Here is a 25,101-nt window from a genome sequence, read left to right on the forward strand (position 1 = left end):
AGCGCACGCGCCGCCTTGAACGGCTCGGGTTGCTTGGGAGCGGACAGCGGAAATGGCCGTACCCGCACCTTTGCGCGTGATTGCATGCCATCGGCGTCCGTTCCCTTTCAGGCTGAACAGACAAGGACGGATCGCACGTGTCAAAATCCCTCGACAGCTTCAATTGCCGCCGCACCCTGACCGCGGGTGGCGCCGACTATGTCTATTTCGATCTCGTCGAGGCCGAGAAGAACGGCCTCACCGGCATCGGCCAGCTGCCCTATTCGATGAAGGTGCTGCTGGAGAACCTGCTCCGCAACGAAGACGGCCGCTCCGTCACCAAGGACAGCATCCAGGCGGTCGCCGCCTGGCTGACCGACAAGGGCACCGCCGGCGTCGAGATCGCCTATCGCCCCGCGCGCGTGCTGATGCAGGATTTCACCGGCGTTCCCGCTGTTGTCGATCTGGCCGCCATGCGCGACGGCATCAAGGCGCTCGGCGGCGATCCGGAGAAGATCAATCCGTTGGTGCCGGTCGACCTCGTCATCGACCATTCGGTCATCGTCGACGAGTTCGGCACACCGCTGGCCTTCGCCCGCAACGTCGAGCTGGAATATGAGCGCAACGAGGAACGCTACAAATTCCTGAAATGGGGCCAGCAGGCCTTCCGCAACTTCCGCGTCGTGCCGCCCGGCACCGGCATCTGCCACCAGGTCAATCTCGAATATCTTGGGCAGGTGGTCTGGACCAACTCGGAAGACGGTGAGACCACGGCTTATCCCGACACCTGCGTCGGCACCGATTCGCACACCACCATGATCAACGGCCTCGGCGTGCTCGGCTGGGGCGTCGGCGGCATCGAGGCCGAGGCCGCCATGCTCGGCCAGCCGGTCTCCATGCTTCTGCCTGAGGTCATCGGCTTCCGCCTGACCGGCAGGCTCAAGGAAGGCGTCACCGCCACCGACCTCGTGCTCACCGTCACCCAGATGCTGCGCAAGAAGGGCGTCGTCGGCAAGTTCGTCGAGTTCTTCGGCCCCGGCCTCTCCAACATGACGCTGGCCGACCGCGCCACCATCGGCAACATGGCGCCGGAATACGGCGCGACCTGCGGCTTCTTCCCGGTCGACTCGGAGACCATCCGTTATCTGACGATGTCCGGCCGCGAAGAGAACCGCATCGCTTTGGTCGAAGCCTATTCGAAGGCGCAAGGCCTGTGGCGCGACACCGGCTCGGCCGATCCGGTCTTCACCGACCTGCTCGAGCTCGATCTCGGCGATGTCGTGCCGTCGATGGCCGGTCCGAAGCGGCCCGAGGGCCGCGTCGCGCTGGAAGGCATTCCCGCCGGCTTCGCCAAGGCGATGGAGACCGAATACAAGAAGGCCGCCGAGATTTCGAAGCGCTATGCCGTCGAAGGCGCCGGCTACGATCTCGGCCATGGCGACGTCGTCATCGCCGCCATCACGTCTTGCACCAACACCTCCAACCCCAGCGTTTTGATCGGCGCCGGCCTGCTGGCCCGCAACGCCAACCGGCTCGGCCTCAAGCAGAAGCCGTGGGTGAAAACCTCGCTTGCCCCCGGCAGCCAGGTGGTGGCCGAATATCTCGAGAAGTCAGGCCTGCAGAAGGAACTCGACCAGATCGGTTTCAATTTGGTCGGCTTCGGCTGCACCACCTGCATCGGCAATTCCGGCCCGCTGCCGGCGCCGATCTCCAAGACGATCAACGATAAAGGCCTGATCGCTGCCGCGGTTCTCTCCGGCAACCGCAACTTCGAAGGCCGCGTCTCTCCGGATGTGCAGGCGAACTATCTCGCCTCGCCGCCGCTGGTGGTGGCGCATGCGCTGGCCGGCACCGTCACCAGGGACCTGACCACCGAGCCGCTCGGCGAGGGCAGCGACGGCAAGCCGGTCTATCTCAAGGATATCTGGCCGACCACGGTCGAGATCCAGGAGTTCATCGAGAAGAACGTCACCCGCGAGCTGTTCGCCCGCAAATATGCCGACGTCTTCAAGGGCGACGCCTATTGGCAGAAGGTCAAGGCGCCGGAGGGCCAGACCTATGCCTGGGACGACAACTCGACCTATGTGCAGAACCCGCCCTATTTCGCCGGCATGGCGCGCTCCTTCGCCAAGATCGGCGACATCAAGGGCGCGCGCGTGCTCGGCCTGTTCGGCGACAAGATCACCACCGACCACATCTCGCCGGCGGGCTCGATCAAGGCCGCCTCGCCGGCCGGCAAATATCTCACCGAGCACGGCGTCGGCGTGGCCGATTTCAACCAGTACGGCACGCGTCGCGGCAATCATGAGGTGATGATGCGCGGCACTTTCGCCAACATCCGCATCCGCAACCACATGCTGGGCGAGAACGGCCGCGAGGGCGGCTACACGATCCACTATCCCTCGAAGGAGGAGATGTCGATCTACGACGCGGCGATGGAATACAAGCAGGAAGGCGTGCCGCTGGTCATCTTCGCCGGCGTCGAATACGGCAACGGCTCATCGCGCGACTGGGCGGCCAAGGGAACCAACCTGCTTGGGGTCCGCGCGGTCATCGCCCAGTCCTTCGAACGTATCCATCGCTCGAACCTGGTCGGCATGGGCGTCATCCCCTTCGTCTTCGAGGACGGCACCTCATGGGCCTCCCTCAATTTGAAGGGCGACGAACTGGTCGAGATCGACGGGCTGGAGGCGATCAAGCCGCGCCAGAAGATGGTCGCCAAGGTCACCTATGGCGACGGCACGGTGAAGAACGTGCCGATCATCTGCCGCATCGATACGCTGGACGAGCTCGACTACTTCAAGAACGGCGGCATTTTGCAATACGTGCTGCGTGATTTGGCTGCATAGAAATAGTGAGTGGTGAGTAGTCGGTGGTGAGTAGGAATACTCACTACTCACTCACTTACCTTCGGCTTCCCATACCGCGCCGTCGCCGCCAGCAGCACGGCGAGCATCAGCCCGTTGAAGACGTGCCAGAGGAAATGCGTGCCGTGCGGGAAGCTGGCGCAGACCAGCGGGTCGATCATGCGGCAGATGACAGAGACAACGAAGATCGCCGAGCCGGTCAGATTGTACCATCCGGCCCGGTTGCCGGTGGCTGCCACCCACGCGCCGAAGAAGGCGAGCGCCAGGAAAGGCGGCAGATAGTTCGTCGTGCCGTTCGAGGCCTGGCGCAGCCAGTCGGGCACGGCGAAGGTGATCAGGCCCGCGGCGATATAGAAGACGACGAAAACGAGGATCGCCTTGCCCCATTCCATGCCGAGGAAACGGCGCAGGTTGAACAGCGTGTAGGCAAGCGTGAAACCGGCGATCGGCAGGATGTCGGTCCAGATCGCGCCTTTGGTGGCGAAGGTGTGGAACAGGGTCGAGCCGATGCCGATCGCCACCACCCACCAGGCCAGCGCTTCGGCGAAGATGCCGGTTTTGTAGCGCCGCACCTGCCAGACGCCCCACAGTCCCGCGGCAATGAACGCCAGGTTGCTCAAAGCATTAGCCGGTTCTGCCCAAAGTCCAGGTCCGGTCCGTTCGCAATAGAGATCGACCGGGGTCAGGAGAGTTTGCCACATGGTGAGGATGCTGCTCCCGAATCGAACCGCGCCGTGAAATGCAATGGCCTCTCCTATTGCGGCCTTACCTGCGGTTGCAACAGCAAAATTTCACCGCAACGTGACTTCCCGTTGACTGTCGCTTCTGCCACATATTTTAGCAATCAGAACAAGGCCGGCGTCACCGGCGGGAATTGGAAAAGTCATGGCATTTCAAGGACGATTGCGGCTTGCGGCGCTGGCGCTGGCCCTTGCGGCGTTGGGCGGCGTGGCCCAGGCAGCCGAGCCTGACAAGGCCGTGACCGACAAGCCGCAGGCCGACACGGCGCAAAGCGAAAAGCCTTTGGGGGTGGTCGAACTGTTCACCAGCCAGGGCTGCAGTTCCTGTCCGCCGGCCGACGAATTCTTCGCCGAGCTCGCCGGCAAGGACGACATCATCGCGCTCGCTTACCACGTCAATTACTGGGACTATCTCGGCTGGCAGGACACGCTGAGCACCAAGGAAAACACCGAGCGCCAGTACGATTACATGCGCGCCTTCGGCAGCCGCTCGGTCTACACGCCGCAAGCCGTCATCAATGGCCGCAGCCATGTCAACGGCGCCAGCCGCAAGGACGTCGACGGGGCCCTGGCCCGGATGGACAGGATCGGCGAGGGCATGCGGGTCGGCATCAAGGTGAGCCGCACCAGCGACCGCGTCATGATCGATGCGGGCGACGCCGGCAATGGTCCGGCCGACGCCCATGTGGTGATCGTCTATTTCGATCCGCCGCACATGGTGAAGATCGGCCAGGGCGAGAACAGCGGCCGCAGCCTGACCTACTGGAACGCCGTTTCCGATATCCAGACCGCCGGCATGTGGCACGGCAAGGCGCAGCGCTACGAATTGCCGATGAGCGAGATCGCCAAGAAGGGCGGCTGCGCCGTGCTGCTGCAGTCGGTCGGCAAGGACGGCATGCCCGGGCCGATCCTCGGCGCCGCCTTCATCCGCAAGCCGGATCGGCTTTAGCTTCCCCTCCTTGTGGGAGACGGGAGAGCGGTGCGCCAATTGACTCTTCTACCAAACCGCGTAAAAGCCCGCTTCGAACGGGATCGTCTTTCGATGCGCGGCCTTTTGATGGCTCTTCTTGCATTCGATGCCCCCAGCCACGATGTAAAGCATTGGGCTGGGCGTCTGGACGCGTCCGTCCGTTCCAGCAAATCCCCATTCTTGGCCAAGAAAACCGGCAAAACCACCACCAAAACGGTGTGATTCCCTTGGCCTAACCACCCTCTCCCGGGTCCGGCCCGGGGGACGAAACCCGCATGAGGCCGGCGGGTTTTCTCCAACAACCAAACGGAGAGGGACAGGAGATATCAGATGAGTTTCAAGGTTGCGGTAGTCGGCGCCACGGGCAATGTGGGCCGCGAAATGCTCAACATACTGGAAGAGCGCGGCTTTCCGGTAAGCGAAGTGGTGGCACTGGCCTCGCGGCGCAGCCAGGGCACCGAAGTGTCGTTCGGCGATCGTACGCTGAAGGTCAAGACGCTCGACCAGTATGATTTTTCCGACACCGACATCTGCATCATGTCGGCGGGCGGGAACGTCTCCAAGGAATGGTCGCCGAAGATCGGCAAGCAGGGCTGCGTGGTCATCGATAATTCGTCGGCCTTCCGCTACGACCAGGACGTGCCGCTGATCGTGCCGGAGGTGAACCCGGACGCGATTTCGCTGTTCACACGCAAGAACATCATCGCCAATCCGAATTGCTCGACGGCGCAGCTGGTGGTGGCGCTGAAGCCGCTGCACGATTTCGCCACCATCAAGCGCGTCGTCGTCGCCACCTACCAGTCGGTGTCCGGAGCCGGCAAGGAAGGCATGGACGAGCTCTTTACCCAGACCCGCGCCGTCTTCGTCGCCGACCAGGTCGACGTCAAGAAGTTCACCAAGCGCATCGCCTTCAACGTCATCCCGCATATCGACGTCTTCCTCGACGACGGCTTCACCAAGGAAGAGTGGAAGATGGTGGCCGAGACCAAGAAGATGCTCGATCCCAAGATCAAGCTGACGGCGACCTGTGTGCGCGTGCCGGTGTTCATCGGCCATTCGGAAGCGGTCAACATCGAGTTCGAGAAGCCGATCACCGCCGACGAGGCGCGCGACATCCTGCGCGAGGCGCCGGGCTGCCAGGTGCTCGATAAGCGCGAGGATGGCGGCTACATCACGCCGCTCGAATCGGCCGGCGAGGACGCCACCTTCATCTCACGCATCCGCGAGGATTCGACCATCGACAACGGTCTGTCGATGTGGGTCGTCTCCGACAATCTGCGCAAGGGCGCGGCGCTGAACGCCGTGCAGATCGCCGAGCTCCTGGTCGAGCGCGGCCTGATCCAGCCAAAGAAGAAGGCGGCTTAGTTCTCGCTCACGGGCCGTATCGCCGCTGCCGCGGCTGGCCCTGCGCGGGCGCGCCGGACGACCGGCGGCCCGCAGTCGCGGGCTCGGCCTTCGGCCGGGAGCGCTCTTCCTTCTCCCCTTGTGGGGTCCGAAGGACGGGGCGAGACCCGTGGCTCGCCCCCGGGCGGTGGATCGGCGCGTAGCGCCGAGACGGATGAGGGGTGTTCCAGCGGAGTGAGACGTTGGCGTTCCCTGGAACACCCCTCATCCGTCGCCTTCGGCGACACCTTCTCCCACAAGGAGAGAAGGGAAGTTCCCGCTGTCCGCCGCCAACCGTTGCAGTATCGCCAGCGCTTCCTCGGCCCGGTCGGCCGGCACGAACAGATGGTCATGGTAGAAGGCCGAGACCGGATTGACGCCCATGCCGGCTGCCGCCAGGCGAGCCGTGATGGCGGCCAGGAAGCCGACGGCCTCCAGCGACGAATGGATGTCGAGCGTAATCATCCGGCAGCGGAAGGTGCCGGCGAGGCCGGCGGCTTTCGCCTCGTCTTCCGTCACGATCAGCGTCAGGCCTTCCCGCTCGCGAAACTGCATGACGGGATCGAGCTTCGCCGGGACCGGCGTATCCGGCGCCAGCGTGGCGAAGACATAGGTTCCGGCAAGCAGTTGCGGCGTCATCGACGCGAGCAGTTTTGGCAGGTCGGTCTCGCCGGTCATGTTGCTTCGTTCCGTTCCGCATATTCTGCGAACCACGCCTTTGAAAGAAGCGTGCCCGACCCTGTAGGATCGCTGCGTGGTTCTCCGTCCTTGGTTCGAAGCTGGCAAAAGCCGGCCCTTTAATCAACCGGAGGGAACATCATGAGCATTTCCGAAGCCGAGCCTGCCTCGAAAGGCGCCTTGTGGGCCGGGCGCGCGCTCAGCGCCGTCGTCGTCCTGTTCATGATCTTCGACGGCGTCATCAAGCTGCCGCCGCTGCAAATCGTCACCCAGACGATGACCGAGCTCGGCTGGCCGGCCGATGTCGGCACCGCGCGGCTGATCGGGATCATCGGCCTGATCTCGACCGCGCTCTATGCCTTGCCGCGAACCTCGGTGCTCGGCGCCATCCTGCTCACCGCCTATATGGGCGGCGCGATTTCGACCCATGTGCGGATCGGCAATCCGCTCTTCTCGCACACGCTGTTCGGCGTCTATCTCAGTGTTATCTTGTGGGGCGGGCTTTATCTGCGCGACGCAAGAGTGCGCGCGCTGATCCCGTTCAGCCGCTAAGCACCGGAGGCAAAGATGCTCACCACCATTCTCGTCATCATCGTCATCATCGTCGCCGCCGTGCTGATCTATGCCGCAACACGGCCGAACGACTTCGTCGTCACCCGCTCGGCCAGCATCAAGGCGCCAGCCGAAGCGATCTTCCCGCTGATCAACGATTTCAGGCGCTGGCCCGAGTGGTCGCCCTTCGAAAAGCTCGATCCGCAGATGCAGCGCACGCTTTCCGGCGCCGAGAGCGGCAAGGGTGCGGCCTATGCCTGGGAAGGCAATTCCAAGGCCGGCAAGGGCCGCATGGAGATAACCAATTCGGCGCCATCGTCGCTGGTGTCGCTGAAGCTCGACTTCGAGAAGCCGTTCAGGGCCAACAACAGCGTCGATTTCTCGCTCTCGCCGTCCGGCGACGGCACGACGGTGACCTGGGCAATGCGCGGCGCCAGGCCCTTCATCGCCAAGCTGATGGGGTTGTTCATGAATTTCGATACGCTGATCGGCAAGGATTTCGAGGCTGGGCTCGACAATCTGAAGCGCGGCACCGAGCGGTAGAAAAAGCCAGTAGTTTCAATGAGATCGTGGAGTGCCGGCGCGACCCGCGCCGGCACGGCAGTCGCCAATCTTCATCCTCTTCGGGATCAAATTAGCCGTTTGAGAGTTTAGACCATGGCGGCGAGGACGGCGATCCGCGTGAGAGAGGACCAACAATGAAGAAAGCAATTACCATCCTGGTGCTGACGATGGCTCTCGGCGCCTGCTCGCAAACGGAGAAAGGCGCGGCCGTTGGCGGCCTGGGCGGCGCGGCAGTCGGTGCCGCGGTGGCCGGCGATCCGGTGCAGGGCGCGGTCGTCGGCGGCGCCGTCGGCGCGGTGGCCGGCGCGCTGATCGGCCATGCCAGCGAAAGCGGCCAGTGCCGCTATCGCGACCGCTACGGGCGCGTTTATGTGGCGCGCTGCCCGTCCGGCTACTGAGGCAACAGGCCGGCCAAAGAAAAACGGCGGGCACATGGCCCGCCGTTCCCTATGCGAAAAGGACGATGATTACTCGGCGGTAGCGGCTTCAGCCTCAGCCGGCGCGGCGGTCGCCGCGGCGGCAGCGGCGGCCGCGTCTTCCTGGGCCTTCTTCAGCAACGCGGCGCGCTCCTGCGCCTTCTTGCCTGGCAGGGCCTTGTTCGGGTTCGAGCGAGCCTCGCGCTTGGCAAGGCCGGCCTCGTCGAGGAAGCGCAGCACACGGTCGGTCGGCTGGGCGCCATGCGACAGCCAATGCTTGACGCGGTCGGCATCGACCTTGATGCGCTCGCCGTCCTTCGGCAGCAGCGGATTCCACGAGCCGAGCGACTCGATGAAACGGCCGTCGCGCGGCGAACGGGCGTCGGCGACGACGACGTGATAGTAAGGACGCTTCTTCGAGCCCGCACGGGCCAGTCTGATCTTCAGTGCCATTGTTTTCTCCTAAAAGCTCTGATTTCGTTTGATTGCTGTTGGTTGGACTTCAACCGGTTTTCGTCACGCCGTTGTTGGCGGCGATCTGTTCGTGGTGACGGATCACTTCGCGGACGACGAAGTTGAGGAATTTCTCCGCGAAATCGGGATCGAGGTTCGCATCCTTCGCCAGTTGGCGAAGCCGGGCGATCTGCTGCTGCTCGCGCGCCGGGTCGGCCGGCGGCAGGCCATGCTCGGCCTTCAGCACCCCGACCGCCTTGGTGCAGCGGAAGCGTTCGGCCAGCATATGGATGAGGGCGGCGTCGATGTTGTCGATCGAAGCGCGGTAGCCAGCCAGGATGGCGCGTGCGTCGGCCATGTCTTTCTCCTCGTTCATCGCCCCCCTCTTTTCTTCGTGCCCATCATTTCTTCTTGCCCAAACCGGGCAGCCCGCCACCGCCCAGGCCAGGAAGCTTCATGCCGCCGGGCAGGCCCGGCAGTCCGCCGCCGGGAAGTCCACCGGGCAAGCCGCCCGGCAGGCCCTTGCCGAGACCGGCGGCCTGCGCCTGCTTCTGCAGGGCTTCGAGCTGCTTGGGATCCATCTTGGAGAGGTCAGGCATGCCGCCTCCCATCATACCCCCAGGGCCCCCCGGCATCATGCCGCCAAGGCCCATCTTCGAGGCGAGGCCGCCCATCATGCCGCGCATGAGCCCGCCGCCTTTGCCCTTGCCGCCCATCGCCTTCATCATGTCGGCCATGCCGCGATGCATCTTGAGCAGCTTGTTGATCTCGGCCGCGTCGGTGCCGGAGCCGGCGGCGATGCGCTTCTTGCGCGAGTGCTTCAGGATATCGGGATTGGCGCGCTCGGCCTTGGTCATCGAGGAGATGATGGCGAGCTGGCGGCCGAACATCTTGTCGTCGAGGCCGGCGGCGGCGAGCTGGTCCTTCATCTTGCCCATGCCGGGCATCATGCCCATGATGCCGCCCATGCCGCCCATTTTCGACATCTGCTGAAGCTGCTGGGCGAGGTCGTTCAGATCGAACTTGCCCGACTGCATCTTCTTGGCCATCGCCGCCGCCTGCTCGGCGTCGATGTTCTCGGCGGCCTTCTCGACAAGGCTGACGATGTCGCCCATGCCCAGGATGCGGTCGGCGATGCGCTTGGGGTGGAATTCCTCCAGCCCATCCATCTTTTCGCCGGTGCCGATGAGCTTGATCGGCTTGCCGGTGACGGCGCGCATCGAAAGCGCCGCGCCGCCGCGGCCGTCGCCATCCATGCGGGTGAGCACCAGGCCGGTGATGCCGACGCGTTCGTCGAAGCTCTTGGCAAGGTTGACGGCGTCCTGGCCGGTCAGCGAATCGGCGACCAGCAGGATTTCATGCGGGCCCGACACCTTCTTGATGTCGGCCATCTCGACCATCAGCGGCTCGTCGATATGGGTGCGGCCGGCGGTGTCGAGGATGACGACGTCATGGCCGCCGAGCCTGGCCGCCTGCACGGCGCGCTTGGCGATGTCGACCGGGCTCTGGCCGGCGATGATCGGCAGCGTGGCGACCTTGGTCTGCTCGCCGAGCTGGCGCAGCTGCTCCTGCGCGGCGGGACGCCGCGTGTCGAGCGAGGCCATCAGGACCTTCTTGTTCTGGCGCTCGGTCAGGCGCTTGGCGATCTTGGCCGAGGTCGTCGTCTTGCCGGAGCCCTGCAGGCCGACCATCATGACGACGACGGGCGCCGGCGCGTTGAGGTCGATGGCCACGCCTTCGGCGCCGAGCATGTCGACGAGCTCGTCATGGACGATCTTGACGACCATCTGTCCGGGCTTGATCGACTTGAGCACTGCCGCGCCGACCGCCTTCTCGCGCACCTTGTCGGTGAAGGAACGCACCACCTCCAGCGCGACGTCGGCCTCGAGCAGCGCGCGGCGCACCTCGCGCAAAGCCGCCGAGACATCCGCCTCGGACAGCGCGCCGCGGCCAGTCAGGCCGTTCAAGATGGAGCCAAGACGCTCCTGAAGGGATTCAAACATTCTGCTTCCTTCGATCTCGGTTCGTTCGACCCGAGAGGTAATGCGTTCGCGCCAAGTGTCCAAGCACAAGCCGGTCCAAGCAAAAGCGCAAAGCCAAAAAGCACCCGGGGGCGCATCGCGCTGCCGGGTGTTGGCCTCCAGGATCGATTTACAGCACTGGCCTCGAAGAGGCTTCGGCGTCCTGGTCGGCTTTCGCGAAAGAAAACTCGTCGCGGAATTCAGCGGCTCTAGACAGGAAATTGGCCGCAGAGTCAAGGCTAATGCATGTCGGGTAGTGTCTCAGCCCGTCGAACCAAGTTCTTTGGCGGCGGCATTCTTGACGTCGTCGGGCGCTTCGTCGGCTTCCTCGCCGGTGGCGATGCGCATGACGCGGACGGCGTTGCCGATCACGTCGGCGGGGCGCTTCTGTCCTTTAGGTCCGGTGGCATTCCTAATTCTCCGAGTGGCTGAACACTACAGCGCCGTTGTCCTTGCGAACTTCAACGGCCACAATCCCATCATCGCCCTTTCGGGTCTGGAACATGGACATCGCATAGTCTCTTGCGGCCTTCTCGGCGTCGAAGCTCATCTTGTCGACGATGCCACTTCTTCCATACCAGATGACAGTGAAGGGCATCGGCGCTCCCGTGCTTTCCGCTAAGCATATAGGAGTTCGGCTGGTCATGCGACAGTCGGGCGGCGGCGGAGAGCAGCCCGTCAAATTTCAAACTGAGACACTACCGCATGTCGCGCAAAAGTGCGCAGCGGTTTTGCGGCAACGACATGCATAAGCAAATCCAGGCCAAAAGCCGCGATTTGAGGCGGTTCACCCCAGGCTTTGCATGCTCGCCCCGACCCTCAGCGGCGAACGCCGATGCAAAAGCAGCAGCATCGTCAAAAGCGTGCTGACGATGCCGATCGCGGCGATAAGAACGGCGTCCCAATTCGTCCAGCCGGGACCTTCGAGCGGCTTGGCGTTGAGCAAGGCAAAGGAATTGTAGCTCTCCTGATGCGAGATCAGCAGGAAGCCGGTCAGATTGTTGCCGAGATGGGCGCCGAGGCCGGCGCCGAGATTGCCGGTGACATGGACCAGCAACGTGAGCAGCAGTGCGAAGGCGCCGATCGAGACCAGGACGCAGGCATTGATGGCCAGTGTCGAGGCCGAGCTCCAATGCAGCGAGGTAAACAGCAGGCCCGGCAGCACCGCCCAGATCAGTGGGCTTTTGAAACGATAGGCGAGGGCGCGCAGCAGATAGCCGCGAAACAGCATTTCTTCCGACGAGGTCTGCAGGAAGGCGAGCAGCACGATCGGGACAAGGAAGAGCAGCCAGGACGACAAGGCGATCGGTCCGCGCGCGATCTCCGGCTGCAGCCAGTAGAGCAGGACCTCGGAGAACAGCGAGGTGATCAGCACCGCGACCAGGCCCTTGAGGAAATCTCCGCCCGCGACACGGCGGCTGACGCCGAAAAGAGCTGACAGCGGCTCGCCATGCACGAAGCGCACCGCCACCCACAGCCCGATCCAGATGCCGGCGAAGGAGGTCAGGGCGCTCAGGATGCCGACCGGCGATGCCAGGAAGTCCTGCATGTATTGCCCGGTCGAGGGGCCAGGCAGACGCCAGACGATGTAGACATAGGTGCCGGCAAACAGCACCACGGCCGTCGCGGCCATCCAGAAGACAATGACGATTGCCGTCCCGAACAGCAGGCGCGGCAAGGTGGTCTTCTCGTTCGGCGAGCAGCGGTAGCGCTCGAAGGCGGCATTTTCGATCGTCACACGGCTTCCCCTGCCGAACGCTTGGCCATGCAATCTAGGAGATCGCCGGTTACCGCACGATTACCCGGCGGGACTAGCAGCTGAATTGGGTCGCTTCCAGTGCAAAGAACCTTGAAAGATGCTATCGAACGACGTGACCCGCTGTCACGATTGGAGACGAGCTGGAACGGCTATCGCGTCGTCATCCACGGGCGAAGCAAGGAGCGAAGCGACGCGCGCAGACCCGAGGATCCATTCCGTGACTTCGAGGCGGCGCAACGAGCCAGAATTCTGCACCGCTGCACTCTTCGGTCGATGTAACGGAATGGATTCCAGGGTCTTCGCGACGGAGCTTCGCTCCTGCTTCGCCCTGGAATGACGAAGTTGGGGCCTGTGCCCGCAACCAGAAGGGAAATGAAGATGGCTGCCAGCATCTTCCCGCCGATCCATCCGGGCGAAATCCTTCGTGAGGAGTATCTGGTCCCGCTTGGACTGAAACCAGATACGCTAGCCAAGAAGCTGCATGTCCCCCGCACGCGAATCGAGCGCCTGGTGGGCGAAACCACGCCCGTAACACCAGATACGGCGCTCCGCCTTGCCAGGTTCTTCGGCACCACACCACGGTTCTGGATGAACATGCAGGCCAGTTACGACCTTGCCGTGGAAGGCGAGGCAAAGAAGGCCGAAATCGCCTCGATTGAACAGATGCAAGCTGCCTGACTTCGATTCGATCAGCGGAGCAAGCAAACAAACGGCCGCCATCGCTGGCAGCCGCTCTTTTTCGCAGCAATTTAAAGCGCGTCGCGTCGAAACGGGTTCAGGCGACGCGCTTTAAGCCTTTGTTTTGATGTATGTCGTTCTCCCAAAACCGCTGCGCACTTTTGGGCGACATGCATTAGCTTGGTCAGCGCATCACATAGACGATGCGCCGCGTGCTCGGATCGACCAGCGCCGGCTGGTTGTTCACATAGACATAACGATAGTTGTAGTCGGGGATTTCGCGCAGCTCGACCGTGTCGGGCAGCGTCGCGCCCGTCACCACCTCGCCGTCGAGATAGACCGGATCGACCCGGTGCGTGGTGACATAGGTGCCGACCTCGGCCGGCGGCCTGACGATCGGTTCGATGGCGTCGTCGCCGGAAACGATTGCGCCGGTGTAGGTGTCGGTGGTGTAGACGTCGTCGGTCGGCGGCGCCACGACGGCAATGCCGGCATCGGCCGGCCGGCGCGTCACGACAACCCGGCTGCCGCCGAAGTCGCCCGTCACATAGTCCGAATAGACCCAGCCGTTGCCGCCGGCCTCGGCGATCGTGCACCATTTGCTGTTCTCGATGCAGCCGGTGAGCGTTGCCGACTGGCCAGCCGCCAGCACGCCAATGACGGGGTATTGCGGGCCGGGGCCGGCGCGCACATTGAGATCAGCCACCGCCGAAACGGCAGTGTCGGCGAAAGCGGCGCCCGAGATAGTGAGCAGCGCACCGGCAAGCGCCGGAAACAATACGCGTTTCATGGTTTTTCTCTCCGTTTTCAACGCTCCCTCGGGCTCGAAAACGAAAAAGAGGCTTATGCGTTCCGGCTAAGGCGCCTTTGCCTGCTCACGAATTGTTCCACGCTCTTTCGGCGTGCCGGTCAAAAGGTCGTGCACGAAGGTCAGTTTTTGCGCCGTCACATCGGAAATCACGAAGGGGTAGAGGTCCGGCAGGCCCATGCAGCGGTTGATCGAGTTGGAGGCCTCCGACAGCACCAGCCAGCGCGCGAGGATTTTCCCGAATGGTTCCGGCACCGGAACGGGGTCGGCAGGGGCCGGCTGGAAATGTCCGCCGGTGTCGCCGCGCGGCACAGCTTGCGCATCCACGGTCTCCAGACGGCCGAGCGGGAAATTCAGCGCGTGCACCATCTCCAGCGTGTCGGTAATGTGGAGATGGTGCGCCCAGGTCTCGGCCCAGTCCTCCCATGGATGGGATGTGGCATAGGCCGAGATGTGGCGCTGCTGCCAGTCCGGCGGCGCGCCGTCGGCATAGTAAGTCTTCAGGGCCTGCTCATAATCGGCCCGCTCGTCGCCGAACAGCGCGCGGAAGGTCGAAAGGCGCCCGGCATCGTCACGGATAAGCCGGTCCCAATAGTAATGACCGAACTCGTGGCGGAAATGGCCGAGCAAGGTGCGGTAGTTCTCGCCCATCTCGACGCGTCGCCGTTCGCGTTCGGCGGAATCGGCCTCGGCGACGTTGAGCGTGATCAGGCCGTTGTCGTGCCCGGTCAGGATGCGTTCACCGCCCGGACCGGCGCCGATCGGGTCGGCGAGGAAATCGAAGGCAAGCCCGGTCTCGTCGTCGGGACCGGTTTTAGGCGCGACTGGAAGGCCGAAGCCGAGCAGCGAATAGATAGCGCGCTTCTTGGCTGCCTCGACACGGATCCAGCGCCGCCGGTTGCCGTCGACCGACAGGTCCGGGATCAGCTGGTTGAGCGCGCAGGCGCGACAGAAGACGTGATCCGGCTCGGCACGCCAGTTGCATGCGCATTCGTCGGCATTGCCGCATTCAAAAACGCCGCCGGCGCCCGCAAGCAGGAAACGCGCTTCGTCCGGATCGTAAAGCACCAGGCTGGAACAGCTCAGGCACTGGGCATTCTCGAAATAAAGGCGGTGGCCGCAGTTTGGACAGTCGAACAGCTTCATCTTGTTTCCAACAGCGGCAGTGGCGGGCTTCGTTCAAACGCGGGCCGTCTCCCGGCGTTCCGATGCTACTTCGTCGCAAGCTGGCAATGACCGGCAGCCTTGCACGCCCAAAAGCTCTGCCGCTCTAAGCGCCTTTGCCGCGGCAAGTCCCGCAGAACCGGCGCCAGTGATCACGGCATCAACGTCTTTCATGAGGCAAGCCCGCCACACCTGATGCCTGATCGTAGGCAGTTTGCCCTTCTTTCGCCAGTGTCGGGTGTCACGTCCCCCGTGAAGGCGGTGACAACCGGACGTTTCGCTGGCAAATTCGCAACCGGGACGTTGATTCAGGCAACCAGGAGAAGGACATGGCATTTTTTGCCAAAAGAAGGATTTTCGTGACCGCCGCGGCGGTGGTGGCGATGCTTGGGCTGGCGACGGGCGCCGAGGCCGCGGCCAGCTGTGGCAAGAACGGCGCCGGCTTCGAGGCCTGGAAGCAGGGCTTTGCCGCCGAGGCCAAGGCCAATGGCGTCGGCCAAAAGGGCTTGTCGGCACTGGCCGGGGCAACCTACGCGACAAGGACGATCTCTGCCGACCGCGCCATCCACAAGGCTTTCAGCGGCTCGGTGGAGGCATTCATGAAGCGTCGCGGCGCCTCCGCCATCATTTCGAGGGGCCGTGCGCTGAAGAAGGCCAACGCGGCGATGTTCGCCAATATCGAGCGGACCTATGGCGTGCCGCCTGGCGTGCTGCTCGCCATCTGGGGCATGGAAACAGGCTTCGGCGCCTCCATGGGCAATCAAAACACGGTCTCCGCCATCCTCACGCTGGCCTATGACTGCCGCCGCCCGGACTATTTCACTCCGCATGCCATCGCCGCGCTCAAGCTGGTCGATCGCGGCGCGCTGAGCGCTTCCTCGGTCGGCGCCATGCATGGCGAGATCGGCCACACCCAGTTCCTGCCTGGAAACGTCGAGAAATATGGCGTCGGCAGCGGAAACCTGCGCGACCGCAACACGGCGCTCGCATCGACAGCCAACTACCTCAAGGCGCATGGCTGGCGGGCGGGTGCCGGCGCCGAGGCAAATATGGGTGCGATCGCCGGCTGGAACTCGGCCAGCGTCTATCAGCAGGCCATCGCCCAGATCGCCGAGGCGATCGACGCAGATTGATTGAAGACCTCGATTTCGGAGCCCGGCTTGTGCCGGGCTTTTTTGTTCTCGGATGGGGTTTGATTGCCAGGCCGATCACTCTCAATAATGTGCGTAGCCGCTCAATGGGCAATTCTGGGCAATGGGAACCTGAAAGGCGCCGTCAATACCGGTGCAGTTACGGAACTTAGTCGACCGCGGCGCTGAGGCCGGTTTTAAGCTACGCTTGGTGTCCATCTTTGTCGGTTGGTCGCCATGCGCGTAGCCACTCAACGGGCATTTTTGGGAAACCGGGACTTGGAAGGTGCCGTCAATACCGGGGCAGTTGCGGAAGTTGGACGACCGCGGCGGCGGGGATTGCGTTACCGCAGCTGCCTTGGACTTGCCCTTGATGACGCTCCAAATCTCGGTCGGCTGGTTGAGCTGAATGGCGTTTATGTCCGAGAAGCTGATACGCCCGGTCCGCACGCCTTCGAAAATGCGCTGACAAAAAAGCGCCGGCATGCGGTCCAATGACACGCCCATGAATGAGGCGAGTTGATGCTTGAACGTAAGGTCCCATACGCGAGCCGAGGCGACACATTTGGCCATCTCTGGTTCGGGCGGCTTCGTTGCCGCTGTCGCCGCCTGACATCCGATTGCGACCACTGCTGCGGTCAACAGCAAGAAAATTCGATTGTGCAAATCCAAGCCCCCATCCCGCAAACAAAGTAGCCGATACTGCGAACAGGTCAAGACAACGGGCGTTGGGCCAACATGTCATATATTAGCGTACTGAAATAAAAACCCGGCGTTTCCGCCGGGTCGTTTGATCGCTGCTGTATCGGCCAAATATTAGTGCTTGCGGTTGCGCGCGGCCAGCGTCCTGAGCCGCAACCCGTTGAGGCGGATAAAACCTTCCGCGTCCTTCTGGTCGTAGGCGCCGCGATCGTCCTCGAAGGTGACGAGCGCATCGGAATAAAGCGTCTTCTTCGACTTGCGGCCGGTGACCATGACGTTGCCCTTGTAGAGCTTCAGCCGCACCGTGCCTTCGACATCTTCCTGGCTCTTGTCGATCATCGCCTGCAGCATCACGCGCTCGGGGGCGAACCAGAAGCCGTTGTAGATCAGCTCGGCATAGCGCGGCATCAACTCGTCCTTGAGGTGCGCGGCACCCCGGTCGAGCGTGATCGATTCGATCGCCCGATGCGCGGCGATCAGGATGGTGCCGCCAGGGGTTTCGTACACACCCCGCGATTTCATGCCGACGAACCGGTTCTCGACAAGGTCGAGGCGGCCGATGCCGTTGTCGCGGCCGAGGTCGTTGAGCGCCGCAAGCATGGTGGCCGGCGACAGTTTCTTGCCGTTGAGCGCGATCGGATCGCCCTTGAGGAATTCGATCTCGATCTCGGTGACGACGTCGGGCGCGTCCATCGGCGAAACGGTGCGCTGATGGACGAATTCCGGCGGCTCGCTCCACGGATCCTCCAGCACCTTGCCCTCGGAAGAGGAGTGCAGGAGGTTGGCGTCGACCGAGAAGGGCGCGTCGCCGCGCTTGTCCTTCGGCACCGGGATCTGGTGCTGCTCGGCGAAGTTCAGCAGATCGGTGCGCGACTTGAACGACCAGTCGCGCCACGGGGCGATGACCTTGATGTCGGGGTTCAGCGCATAGGCCGAAAGCTCGAAGCGCACCTGGTCGTTGCCCTTGCCGGTGGCGCCATGCGCAATCGCGTCGGCGCCGGTCTCCCTGGCGATCTCGACCAGGTGCTTGGAGATCAGCGGCCGCGCGATCGAGGTGCCGAGCAGATAGGTGCCTTCATAGACGGCATTGGCGCGGAACATCGGGAAGACGAAGTCGGCGACGAACTCCTCGCGCACGTCGACAATGCGGATGTCCTTGATGCCCATCATCTCGGCCTTGCGCCGCGCCGGCTCAAGCTCGCCACCCTGGCCGAGATCGGCGGTGAAGGTGACGACTTCGGCGCCGAGCTCGGTCTGCAGCCATTTCAGGATGATCGAGGTGTCGAGGCCGCCGGAATAGGCGAGCACGACTTTCTTGACGGTCTTGGTCTTGGACATTTTGGCGGTTCCGCGGGAAAATAGCTTCGCGGGCGAGGTATCACGGCCTTTCCCGGCGGCGCAAGAGACGAACAGCCGCCTGGCAACCGCACAGGCTGGGCCAGATGTTTGCCTGAGCAGACGCTGGCGACGCAAAAATAGCCGCGCTATAGGCTGCGCGATCCATTCCGAGGCGGCCAATGTCCTTCATTCCCGACACTTCGACCCTTATCCAGTTCGCCATTGCCACCGTCATCCTGGCGATCACGCCGGGGCCGGATATGACGCTGTTCGTCTCGCGCACGCTGAGCCAGGGCCGCGCCACCGGTTTCGCCTCGATGGCCGGCGCGCTCACCGGCACGTTGATCCACACCACGCTGGTGGTGGTCGGCATCTCGGCGCTGATCGTCGCTTCGCCGATGGCCTTCTTCGTCCTGAAGATCTTCGGCGCCGGCTATCTGGTGTTCCTGGCCTTCCAGGCGGTGACGAAGGGCTCGGCCTTCTCGCCGGAAAAGAGGACGGGACCGCAAGTCTCGCTGTTCCGCAGCTGGGCGGCCGGGCTCGGCGTCAATCTGCTCAACCCCAAGATCATCCTGTTCTTCATGACCTTCCTGCCGCAATTCGTCTCGGCACACGATCCCAACGCGTCGGGCAAGCTGTTCTTCCTCGGCATGATGTTCGTCGTGCTGTCGATCCCCGTGACGGTGCCGATGGTGCTGGCGGCGGAAAAGTTCTCGGTGGCAATGAAGGCAAGCCCGCGCGTCACACGCGCGGTCGACTATCTGTTCGCCGGCGTGTTCTCGGCCTTCGCGCTCAAGATCCTGACGGCGCAGGCGAAGTAGGCAACGCCCGGGTTCAGGGTTCGGAATCGGGCAAGGCCTCGCGGCGCCAGCTTCCGGCCCAGCGGCCGGCGGAGAGCCAGTAGAAGATGCCGCCGACCATGCCGGCGCCGATCACGGCCAATCTGGCGTTGGTCGCGGTGACATCGAAATTGGCGTCGCCCACACTATGCACGAAGCCGAGGAAAACGACGGCGATGACGGCGCCGCCGAGCGCGTAGAACAGCCAGTCGCGCCGGCCGAGCACTTCGGCGATCAAAATGACGACCGCCGCCGGCATGAAGGCGAAATAGGCTACGAACAGCGCCACGAAAGGCACCGAGAAATAGAGCGAGGCGGTCGCCGTCGGCTCCGGATCGGCGGGCGTGTAGCCCAGATGCGCCAGGACCAGGACGTTGAGGAAGGCGCTCGCCGCCAGCGAGCCGACGACATAGCCGACCAGGATGACGGCGAAGCGGAAGAGATAGGCGATGATCCGCCTCACGCCTCGCCGTGCCCTGCGATCATCATGGCCTCGAGCGCCAGGCGGTCGACCTTGCGCATGCGCTCCGAATCCGACTTGAGTTGGCCGCAGGCGGCGAGGATGTCGCGGCCGCGCGGCGTGCGGATCGGCGAGGCGTAGCCGGCATTGTTTATGTAATCGGCAAATTTCTCGATCGTCTCCCAGTCCGAGCACTGGTAGTTGGTGCCGGGCCAGGGGTTGAACGGGATCAGGTTGATCTTGGCCGGAATGCCCTTGAGCAGCTTCACCAGCGCCTTGGCGTCCTCGAGGGAATCGTTGACGTCCTTCAGCATCACATATTCGAAGGTGATGCGCTTGGCATTGGAGAGGCCCGGATAGGCCTTGCAGGCGGCGATGAGGTCCTTCAGCGGGAACTTCTTGTTGATCGGCACAAGCAGGTCGCGCAGATCGTCATTGGTGGCGTGCAGCGAGATCGCCAGCATGACGCCGATCTCCTCGCCGGTGCGGAAAATCTCCGGCACGACGCCGGAGGTGGAAAGCGTGATGCGGCGCTTCGACAGGGAAAGTCCGTCGCCGTCGGAAGCGATCAGCAGCGCCTTCTTCACCGCCTCGAAATTATAGAGCGGCTCGCCCATGCCCATCATGACGATGTTGGACACCTTGCGGCCCTCGGCCGGCACGATGGCGCCGTCCGGCGTGTCGCGGTCGGGGAAGTCGCCGAGACGGTCGCGCGCGGTCAGCAACTGCGCCAGGATCTCCTCGGCGGTGAGGTTGCGCACCAGCTTCTGCGTGCCGGTGTGGCAGAAGGAGCAGGTCAGCGTGCAGCCGACCTGCGAGGAGATGCAGAGCGTGCCGCGGCCTTCCTCGGGGATGTAGACGGTCTCGATCTCGACCGGGCGGCCGGCGCCGCGCGGCGGAAAGCGGAACAGCCATTTGCGCGTGCCGTCGGCAGAGATCTGCTCCTCGACGATTTCCGGCCGCGCGACCGTGAAGTGCTTGTCGAGCTCGGCGCGCAAGTCCTTGGAGATGTTGAACATATGCGCGAAGTCGCAGACGCCGCGCACATACATCCAGTGCCAGAGCTGCTGGGCGCGCATTTTGGCCTGGCGCTCGGGCACGATGCCTGCCTCGACGAGAGCGGCGCCGAGCTCGGCGCGGGTCAGGCCGATCAGCGACGGCTTCTCGGTTGGCGCCGTGCGGCGCAAGGCGTCACGGGCGCCTTCGGCGGTAAGATCAAGCGAAACGGTCATGGTGGCGCCAATATAAGCGATTTGCGGCCGATTTCAGCATCGGCTGAACAGGAAGCGCGGCGCTTAGCACAGCTTGGCGCCGGAGTCATGCGCCTGGCGGGTTCACGGGCGTTGCGTCGGCGACGGCATCCACCTTGCGGCGATGGCCGCTGACCTGCTGGCCGTCTTCCGGGTGCAGGAAGAAGAACCCGGGAATGGGAAGCAGCGGGATGACCGCCGTCAGCAGGAAGGCCCAGTGGAACTGGTCCGCCGTCGGCGCATGCACCTCACCTGAGACCAGGCCGAGCACCATGGCGGCGATCGAGACGCCGAGCGAAACGCTGAGCTGCTGCAGGACGCCGCCGAGGCTGGTGGCGCGGCTGAGTTTCTCGGCCGGCAGGTCGGCATAGGACAGCGTGTTGGAGGACATGAACTGCGCCGAGCGGACGATGCCGAAGAAGAAGACATAGAGGCCGATCGCCCAATGCGGGGTGTCGGCATCGAGCAGGGCAAAGCCTGCCACCGCCATCGAGCCGACCACTGCGCTGCCGGTCAGCACGGCCTTGAAGCCGAAGCGCCGCAAGAAAAACGACAGCAGCGGCCGCATCAGCAGAGCCCCGAAGCTGCCGACGAAGGTCAGCGAGCCGGAGGTGACTGGGCTCATGCCGAAGCCGACCTGCAGCATCAGCGGCAACAGGAACGGCGCGCCGTTGAGGCCGATGCGGCACAGGCCGCCGGCCAGCGTGCCGACCCAGAAGGAGCGGAAGCGAAACAGCGTCAGATCCACGGCGGGCGCCGCGACGCGGCGCGCATAGCGGCCGAAGGCGAGCAGCAGCAGGACCGACGCGACCAGCACCAGCACGGTCGCCAGCGACGAAATCGCCGGACGGCCGATATTCTCCAGGCCGAACTGAAGCAGCGCCGCGCCGGCTCCCACCATCAGGAAGCCGGCGAAATCGAAAGGCTGCGCTTCCTCGCCGTGGAAATCGTCGACGAAGCGCAAGGCGGCGAAAATACCGAGCAGGCCGAACGGCACGTTGACGTAGAAGATCCAGCGCCAGGAGGCATAGGTGGTCAGGAGGCCGCCGAGCAGCGGCCCGATGACGGGCCCAATGATCGCCGGCAAGGTCGTGTAGGTCATGGCGGTGATCAGCCCGCTGCGCGGAAAGGAGCGCAGCAGGATCAGCCGCCCGACTGGCGTCATCATGGCGCCGCCCAGCCCCTGCAGCGCGCGCATGGCCAAAAGCATACCGACGCTGTCCGCCGCGCCGCACAGGACCGAACCGAGGGTGAAGATGAAGAGCGCCAGCGCGAAGATCTTGCGGGCGCCGAACCGGTCGGCGAACCAGCCGCTGACGGGAATGAACACCGCCAAGGTCAGGATGTAGGTGGTGATCGCCAGGTTGAGCCGGACCGGGGTCGTGTCGAGGCTTTGCGCGATGGAAGGGATAGCAGTGGTGAGAATGGTGGAATCGAGCTGCTCCATCAGGAAGGCGATGGCGACGATCGACGGGATGATCAGCTTGAGTCGCGGGTCACGCTCGGTCGCAAAGAGAGGCTGTTCCAAGGATCCGGCCAATTCCGTCATGCAGGCGCTTGTGGTGATCAGCGTGGGCCGAGCGTCAAGCACGCTGACCTGCCGGCGCCGTCTTATGCCCTTTAGGAGGAAGCGGCGGCTAATTCTACTGCAACGCAGGTCAACAAATTTTGACCCCTTGCCCTCCCGGCGGTCGAACGCGACCGGCCGTCCTTCGAAGCCGATCACATATTCGTGTTGACGTAACCAATCGAAGCGCGTCGGCGAACCTGAAGAGGGCGACCATGCCCGCCAACAATGGGAGTTGTCAGATGCACTCAATCAAGTTCGTACTTATTGCCGGCCTCGTCGGCCTTTTCGCCTCGCAGGCCTTTGCCGAAGACACGATGGGCAGCATGACTATGATGAAAGGCGGCCAGGTGACCGCGATCATGCCGGACGGCCACATGGGCACCATGATGCCGGACGCCAAGATGAGCGCCGAGATGATGAAGATGGCCAAGCCGATCAAGCACTGCATGATGATGATGACCGACGCCAAGGGCAAAGCCTTCATGATCGACACGTCGACCAAGAAGGCGCAGGCCGAATGTGAAAAAATGGCGATGTAAGTTCGAACCTTGCTCGCCTGACATTCCCGCCGGCGCGGAGCCGGCGGGCAATCCGAGTGAATGCGCGACCGCGCCCTCGCGGTCTTGATCGACCTTCAGCCTGTGCTAGGGCTGGGCTCCATCACGAGGGCGAACATGGCCAGCATATCCCGAAAATACCGTATGCTGCGGCGCTCGCAGGCGATGTGGGTGTCGCGGCGCGTCTGGCAGCCGCGTCTCGTCTTCTGGGCCGGGGCCATTTCGATCGGCCTGATCAGCGTTCTGTTCGCGTTGCTCGCCGACCGTGCGCAGACACTCTTCCATGCCATGACCGGCAATGGCGGCGGCTGGCGCTTCTATCTGCCGCTGATCTTGACGCCGCTCGGTTTTGTCTTTTGCGCCTGGCTCGCGCATTCCTTCTTCCCGGGATCGCAAGGCAGCGGCATTCCGCAGGCGATCGCGGCGCGGCATCTGCGTGACGAGGACGACCGCAGCCACATCCTGTCGCTCAAGCTGGTGGTAGGCAAGATCGCGCTCACCATCGTCGGTCTCGCCTGCGGCGCCTCCATCGGCCGCGAGGGGCCGACGGTCCAGGTCGGCGCCTCCGTGATGCTGCAGGCGGCGCGCTGGGGCGGCATGGTGCAGGCGCGCGGCCTGATCCTGGCTGGTTCCGCCGCCGGCATAGCCGCCGCCTTCAACACGCCGCTTGCCGGTATCGTCTTTGCCATCGAGGAGATGGGCCGCGCTTATGAATCGCGCACCAATGGCCTGGTGCTGACGGCGGTGATCCTGGCCGGCCTTGCCTCGCTGGGGTTGCTTGGCAACTACACCTATTTCGGCGTCGCCAAGGACACCGTCGCCTTCGCGACCGACTGGCCGCTGGTGCTCGCCTGCGGCATCATCGGCGGCGGTGTCGGCGCGTTGTTCTCGCTGCTCGCGCTGAAAGTCATGCGGCGTATCCGGCGCTGGAACGCGTTGCAGCCGCTGCCGCGCACGCTGGTCGTGGCTGCTGTCTGCGGGCTAGCCGTGGCCGCGATCGGCATTGCCTCCGGAGGGTTGACCTTTGGCACCGGCTATACCCAGGCCCGCGGCGCGATCGAAGGCGCGCCGCTGCCGGCCTTCTTCTTCGTCGAAAAATTCGCCGCCGGCCTGCTGTCGATGGTGTCCGGCATTCCAGGCGGCATCTTCGCGCCGTCGCTGGCGGTGGGCGCCGGCCTCGGCAGCACGCTCGGCCTGATCTTCGGCACGGCCGCCGGCACGGCGGCGCTGCTCGGCATGGCCGGCTATTTTGCCGGCGTCGTGCAGGCGCCGATGACGGCCTTCGTCATCATCCTCGAAATGACCGGCAACCACGACAATGTCATCGCGCTGATGTGCGCTTCGATGCTGGGTTATGGCACGGCTCGGCTGATCTCGCATGAGCCGCTCTACCACGCGCTGTCGCGGGTGTTCATTGCCGAGGCGATCCGGCGGCGGCGGGCAGAGACGATCCCCGCGCAGGGTTGAACGCGCCACCTGATCAAAAAAGGCCGGACTTCAATGTCCGGCCTTGCGTCAGATCCCGATGCCGATTGGCCTACTTACACTTGGCGATCGAGGCCAGCGCGGCCGAGATGCCCTTCAGCGAGAAGACATAGGAGGTGGGGTTGCCGCGGCCGGACTTGGCCTGCACCTTCATGTCGGTGCCGGTCTTCATGGCGGCGATCAGCACCGGCTCTTCCGCGGCGTTCTCGACCCAGGCCGACTTGCCGCGGGTGAACATCGAGAACGACTTCTTGTCGATGGTGACGGTGGCCTTCGAGCCTTCCTGGAAGGTGTAGCCGGCGATGAACTGCGGCTCGTAGGAGACCTGCTGCCCGGGCCGCTGGCTGACGAAGAAGAACATGTCGCCATGGTCGAGCGTCTTCGGCTGCTTGTCCGTCGGCACGGTCAGCACATAGCAGACCTTACCTGCCTGCGACTGATAGCTGTAGGTGCCCCAGGCGTTGTGCTGGCCGATCTTGGTCGCCTGCTGCGCCAGCGCCGGCGCCGCGAAGGCGGCCACCAGGACCAGGCTGGAAACTGTAGCAATCAATCCGCGCATCGTTCTTCCCGTATTCCAAATGGTGCGGAGGCGGGCCGCCTGGCGTCCTGCCGTCGCTTCATTTTGATTTAATCAGGGTTACCAAACGGTGAATTGTCCTCGAAGAAAAGGAACTCACCCCAGGAAACCGCCACCATTCGCGCCGCCACCGTTGAAAGCGGCTGGCGCGACGTCCCGGC

Annotated in this window: 26 protein-coding genes; 11 read left to right on the plus strand and 15 right to left on the minus strand. The window is 63.7% G+C overall.

Annotated elements, in window-relative coordinates; genetic code table 11:
* Positions 1-137 precede the first annotated feature (137 nt).
* Complete coding sequence (gene acnA / locus YU3_RS0129975) at positions 138-2,828, plus strand: aconitate hydratase AcnA (protein WP_027169680.1); 2,691 nt, start codon at positions 138-140, stop codon at positions 2,826-2,828.
* A 47-nt stretch (positions 2,829-2,875) separates the two neighbouring features.
* Here the strand turns inward: acnA and YU3_RS0129980 are convergent, their stop codons facing one another.
* A complete protein-coding gene (locus YU3_RS0129980) occupies positions 2,876-3,547 on the minus strand; it encodes a ceramidase domain-containing protein (protein ID WP_027169681.1) in 672 nt (223 codons plus the stop codon).
* Positions 3,548-3,731: 184 nt separating this feature from the next.
* On the opposite strand from YU3_RS0129980, the gene YU3_RS0129985 reads away from it, so the two are divergent.
* Positions 3,732-4,535 (plus strand): thioredoxin family protein, encoded by an 804-nt coding sequence (locus YU3_RS0129985; RefSeq protein WP_027169682.1) that lies wholly within the window; start codon positions 3,732-3,734, stop codon positions 4,533-4,535.
* Between the two features lie 351 nt (positions 4,536-4,886).
* Positions 4,887-5,921: an aspartate-semialdehyde dehydrogenase gene (locus YU3_RS0129995; RefSeq protein WP_027169683.1), complete on the plus strand. Its 1,035-nt coding sequence runs from the start codon at positions 4,887-4,889 to the stop codon at positions 5,919-5,921.
* 243 nt (positions 5,922-6,164) lie between these two features.
* Here YU3_RS0129995 and YU3_RS37755 read toward each other — a convergent pair whose 3' ends face one another.
* Positions 6,165-6,617 (minus strand): ACT domain-containing protein, encoded by a 453-nt coding sequence (locus YU3_RS37755; protein WP_051334139.1) that lies wholly within the window; start codon positions 6,615-6,617, stop codon positions 6,165-6,167.
* A 141-nt stretch (positions 6,618-6,758) separates the two neighbouring features.
* Here YU3_RS37755 and YU3_RS0130005 point away from each other — a divergent pair, with 141 nt between their 5' ends.
* The 3 genes from YU3_RS0130005 to YU3_RS0130015 all read left to right on the plus strand — a co-directional run bounded on the left by YU3_RS0130005 (position 6,759) and on the right by YU3_RS0130015 (position 8,131).
* Complete coding sequence (locus tag YU3_RS0130005) at positions 6,759-7,169, plus strand: DoxX family protein (RefSeq protein WP_027169684.1); 411 nt, start codon at positions 6,759-6,761, stop codon at positions 7,167-7,169.
* A 15-nt stretch (positions 7,170-7,184) separates the two neighbouring features.
* Positions 7,185-7,712 carry an SRPBCC family protein gene (locus YU3_RS0130010; protein ID WP_027169685.1) on the plus strand — a complete coding sequence of 176 codons (528 nt, stop codon included), beginning with the start codon at positions 7,185-7,187 and terminating at the stop codon, positions 7,710-7,712.
* 155 nt (positions 7,713-7,867) lie between these two features.
* Entirely contained in the window at positions 7,868-8,131 is a 264-nt protein-coding gene (locus YU3_RS0130015; RefSeq protein ID WP_027169686.1) for a YMGG-like glycine zipper-containing protein, read from the plus strand.
* Positions 8,132-8,200: 69 nt separating this feature from the next.
* Here YU3_RS0130015 and rpsP read toward each other — a convergent pair whose 3' ends face one another.
* The 5 genes from rpsP to YU3_RS0130045 form a co-directional block, all read right to left on the minus strand.
* Positions 8,201-8,602: a 30S ribosomal protein S16 gene (rpsP, locus tag YU3_RS0130020; RefSeq protein ID WP_027169687.1), complete on the minus strand. Its 402-nt coding sequence runs from the start codon at positions 8,600-8,602 to the stop codon at positions 8,201-8,203.
* A 49-nt stretch (positions 8,603-8,651) separates the two neighbouring features.
* On the minus strand, positions 8,652-8,978 hold the full coding sequence (locus YU3_RS0130025; RefSeq protein WP_027169688.1) for a chorismate mutase: 327 nt from the start codon (positions 8,976-8,978) through the stop codon (positions 8,652-8,654).
* Positions 8,979-9,003: 25 nt separating this feature from the next.
* The gene (ffh, locus tag YU3_RS0130030; RefSeq protein ID WP_027169689.1) at positions 9,004-10,605 is read right to left on the minus strand and encodes a signal recognition particle protein; all 1,602 of its coding nucleotides are present in this window, start codon (positions 10,603-10,605) and stop codon (positions 9,004-9,006) included.
* A 430-nt stretch (positions 10,606-11,035) separates the two neighbouring features.
* Complete coding sequence (locus tag YU3_RS0130040; RefSeq protein ID WP_027169690.1) at positions 11,036-11,221, minus strand: hypothetical protein; 186 nt, start codon at positions 11,219-11,221, stop codon at positions 11,036-11,038.
* Positions 11,222-11,410: 189 nt separating this feature from the next.
* Complete coding sequence (locus tag YU3_RS0130045) at positions 11,411-12,361, minus strand: CPBP family intramembrane glutamic endopeptidase (RefSeq protein ID WP_027169691.1); 951 nt, start codon at positions 12,359-12,361, stop codon at positions 11,411-11,413.
* 399 nt (positions 12,362-12,760) lie between these two features.
* Here YU3_RS0130045 and YU3_RS0130050 point away from each other — a divergent pair, with 399 nt between their 5' ends.
* On the plus strand, positions 12,761-13,060 hold the full coding sequence (locus tag YU3_RS0130050) for a HigA family addiction module antitoxin (protein WP_027169692.1): 300 nt from the start codon (positions 12,761-12,763) through the stop codon (positions 13,058-13,060).
* A gap of 184 nt (positions 13,061-13,244) precedes the next feature.
* On the opposite strand, the gene YU3_RS0130055 is transcribed toward YU3_RS0130050, so the two are convergent.
* Both YU3_RS0130055 and YU3_RS0130060 read right to left on the minus strand, forming a co-directional pair.
* Complete coding sequence (locus YU3_RS0130055; protein WP_027169693.1) at positions 13,245-13,850, minus strand: DUF1236 domain-containing protein; 606 nt, start codon at positions 13,848-13,850, stop codon at positions 13,245-13,247.
* A 66-nt stretch (positions 13,851-13,916) separates the two neighbouring features.
* Complete coding sequence (locus tag YU3_RS0130060) at positions 13,917-15,014, minus strand: putative zinc-binding metallopeptidase (RefSeq protein ID WP_027169694.1); 1,098 nt, start codon at positions 15,012-15,014, stop codon at positions 13,917-13,919.
* Positions 15,015-15,361: 347 nt separating this feature from the next.
* Between YU3_RS0130060 and YU3_RS0130065 the strand changes: the two genes are divergently transcribed.
* Positions 15,362-16,165, plus strand: coding sequence for a lytic transglycosylase domain-containing protein (locus tag YU3_RS0130065; RefSeq protein WP_027169695.1), 804 nt, complete (start codon positions 15,362-15,364; stop codon positions 16,163-16,165).
* Between the two features lie 81 nt (positions 16,166-16,246).
* Here YU3_RS0130065 and YU3_RS37765 read toward each other — a convergent pair whose 3' ends face one another.
* Positions 16,247-16,834 (minus strand): hypothetical protein, encoded by a 588-nt coding sequence (locus tag YU3_RS37765; RefSeq protein ID WP_198021744.1) that lies wholly within the window; start codon positions 16,832-16,834, stop codon positions 16,247-16,249.
* 144 nt (positions 16,835-16,978) lie between these two features.
* Positions 16,979-18,202 (minus strand): argininosuccinate synthase, encoded by a 1,224-nt coding sequence (locus YU3_RS0130075; protein WP_027169697.1) that lies wholly within the window; start codon positions 18,200-18,202, stop codon positions 16,979-16,981.
* Between the two features lie 179 nt (positions 18,203-18,381).
* Between YU3_RS0130075 and YU3_RS0130080 the strand changes: the two genes are divergently transcribed.
* Positions 18,382-19,023 (plus strand): LysE family translocator, encoded by a 642-nt coding sequence (locus YU3_RS0130080; RefSeq protein ID WP_027169698.1) that lies wholly within the window; start codon positions 18,382-18,384, stop codon positions 19,021-19,023.
* Between the two features lie 13 nt (positions 19,024-19,036).
* Here YU3_RS0130080 and YU3_RS0130085 read toward each other — a convergent pair whose 3' ends face one another.
* From YU3_RS0130085 to YU3_RS37770, 3 genes are all read right to left on the minus strand, one after another.
* Positions 19,037-19,504 carry a hypothetical protein gene (locus tag YU3_RS0130085; RefSeq protein WP_027169699.1) on the minus strand — a complete coding sequence of 156 codons (468 nt, stop codon included), beginning with the start codon at positions 19,502-19,504 and terminating at the stop codon, positions 19,037-19,039.
* The gene (gene rlmN, locus YU3_RS0130090) at positions 19,501-20,733 is read right to left on the minus strand and encodes a 23S rRNA (adenine(2503)-C(2))-methyltransferase RlmN (protein WP_027169700.1); all 1,233 of its coding nucleotides are present in this window, start codon (positions 20,731-20,733) and stop codon (positions 19,501-19,503) included. The genes YU3_RS0130085 and rlmN overlap by 4 nt, the downstream gene beginning before the upstream one ends.
* A gap of 85 nt (positions 20,734-20,818) precedes the next feature.
* A complete protein-coding gene (locus tag YU3_RS37770; RefSeq protein WP_245273701.1) occupies positions 20,819-22,279 on the minus strand; it encodes a DHA2 family efflux MFS transporter permease subunit in 1,461 nt (486 codons plus the stop codon).
* 281 nt (positions 22,280-22,560) lie between these two features.
* Between YU3_RS37770 and YU3_RS0130100 the strand changes: the two genes are divergently transcribed.
* The gene (locus tag YU3_RS0130100) at positions 22,561-22,860 is read left to right on the plus strand and encodes a hypothetical protein (RefSeq protein ID WP_027169701.1); all 300 of its coding nucleotides are present in this window, start codon (positions 22,561-22,563) and stop codon (positions 22,858-22,860) included.
* 135 nt (positions 22,861-22,995) lie between these two features.
* On the plus strand, positions 22,996-24,345 hold the full coding sequence (locus YU3_RS0130105; RefSeq protein ID WP_027169702.1) for a chloride channel protein: 1,350 nt from the start codon (positions 22,996-22,998) through the stop codon (positions 24,343-24,345).
* Between the two features lie 70 nt (positions 24,346-24,415).
* Here YU3_RS0130105 and YU3_RS0130110 read toward each other — a convergent pair whose 3' ends face one another.
* Positions 24,416-24,922 carry an invasion associated locus B family protein gene (locus YU3_RS0130110; protein WP_027169703.1) on the minus strand — a complete coding sequence of 169 codons (507 nt, stop codon included), beginning with the start codon at positions 24,920-24,922 and terminating at the stop codon, positions 24,416-24,418.
* Positions 24,923-25,101 lie beyond the last annotated feature (179 nt).

It is taken from the genome of Mesorhizobium sp. WSM3224 (genome assembly GCF_000427725.1).
Taxonomy (GTDB): Bacteria; Pseudomonadota; Alphaproteobacteria; order Rhizobiales; family Rhizobiaceae; genus Mesorhizobium.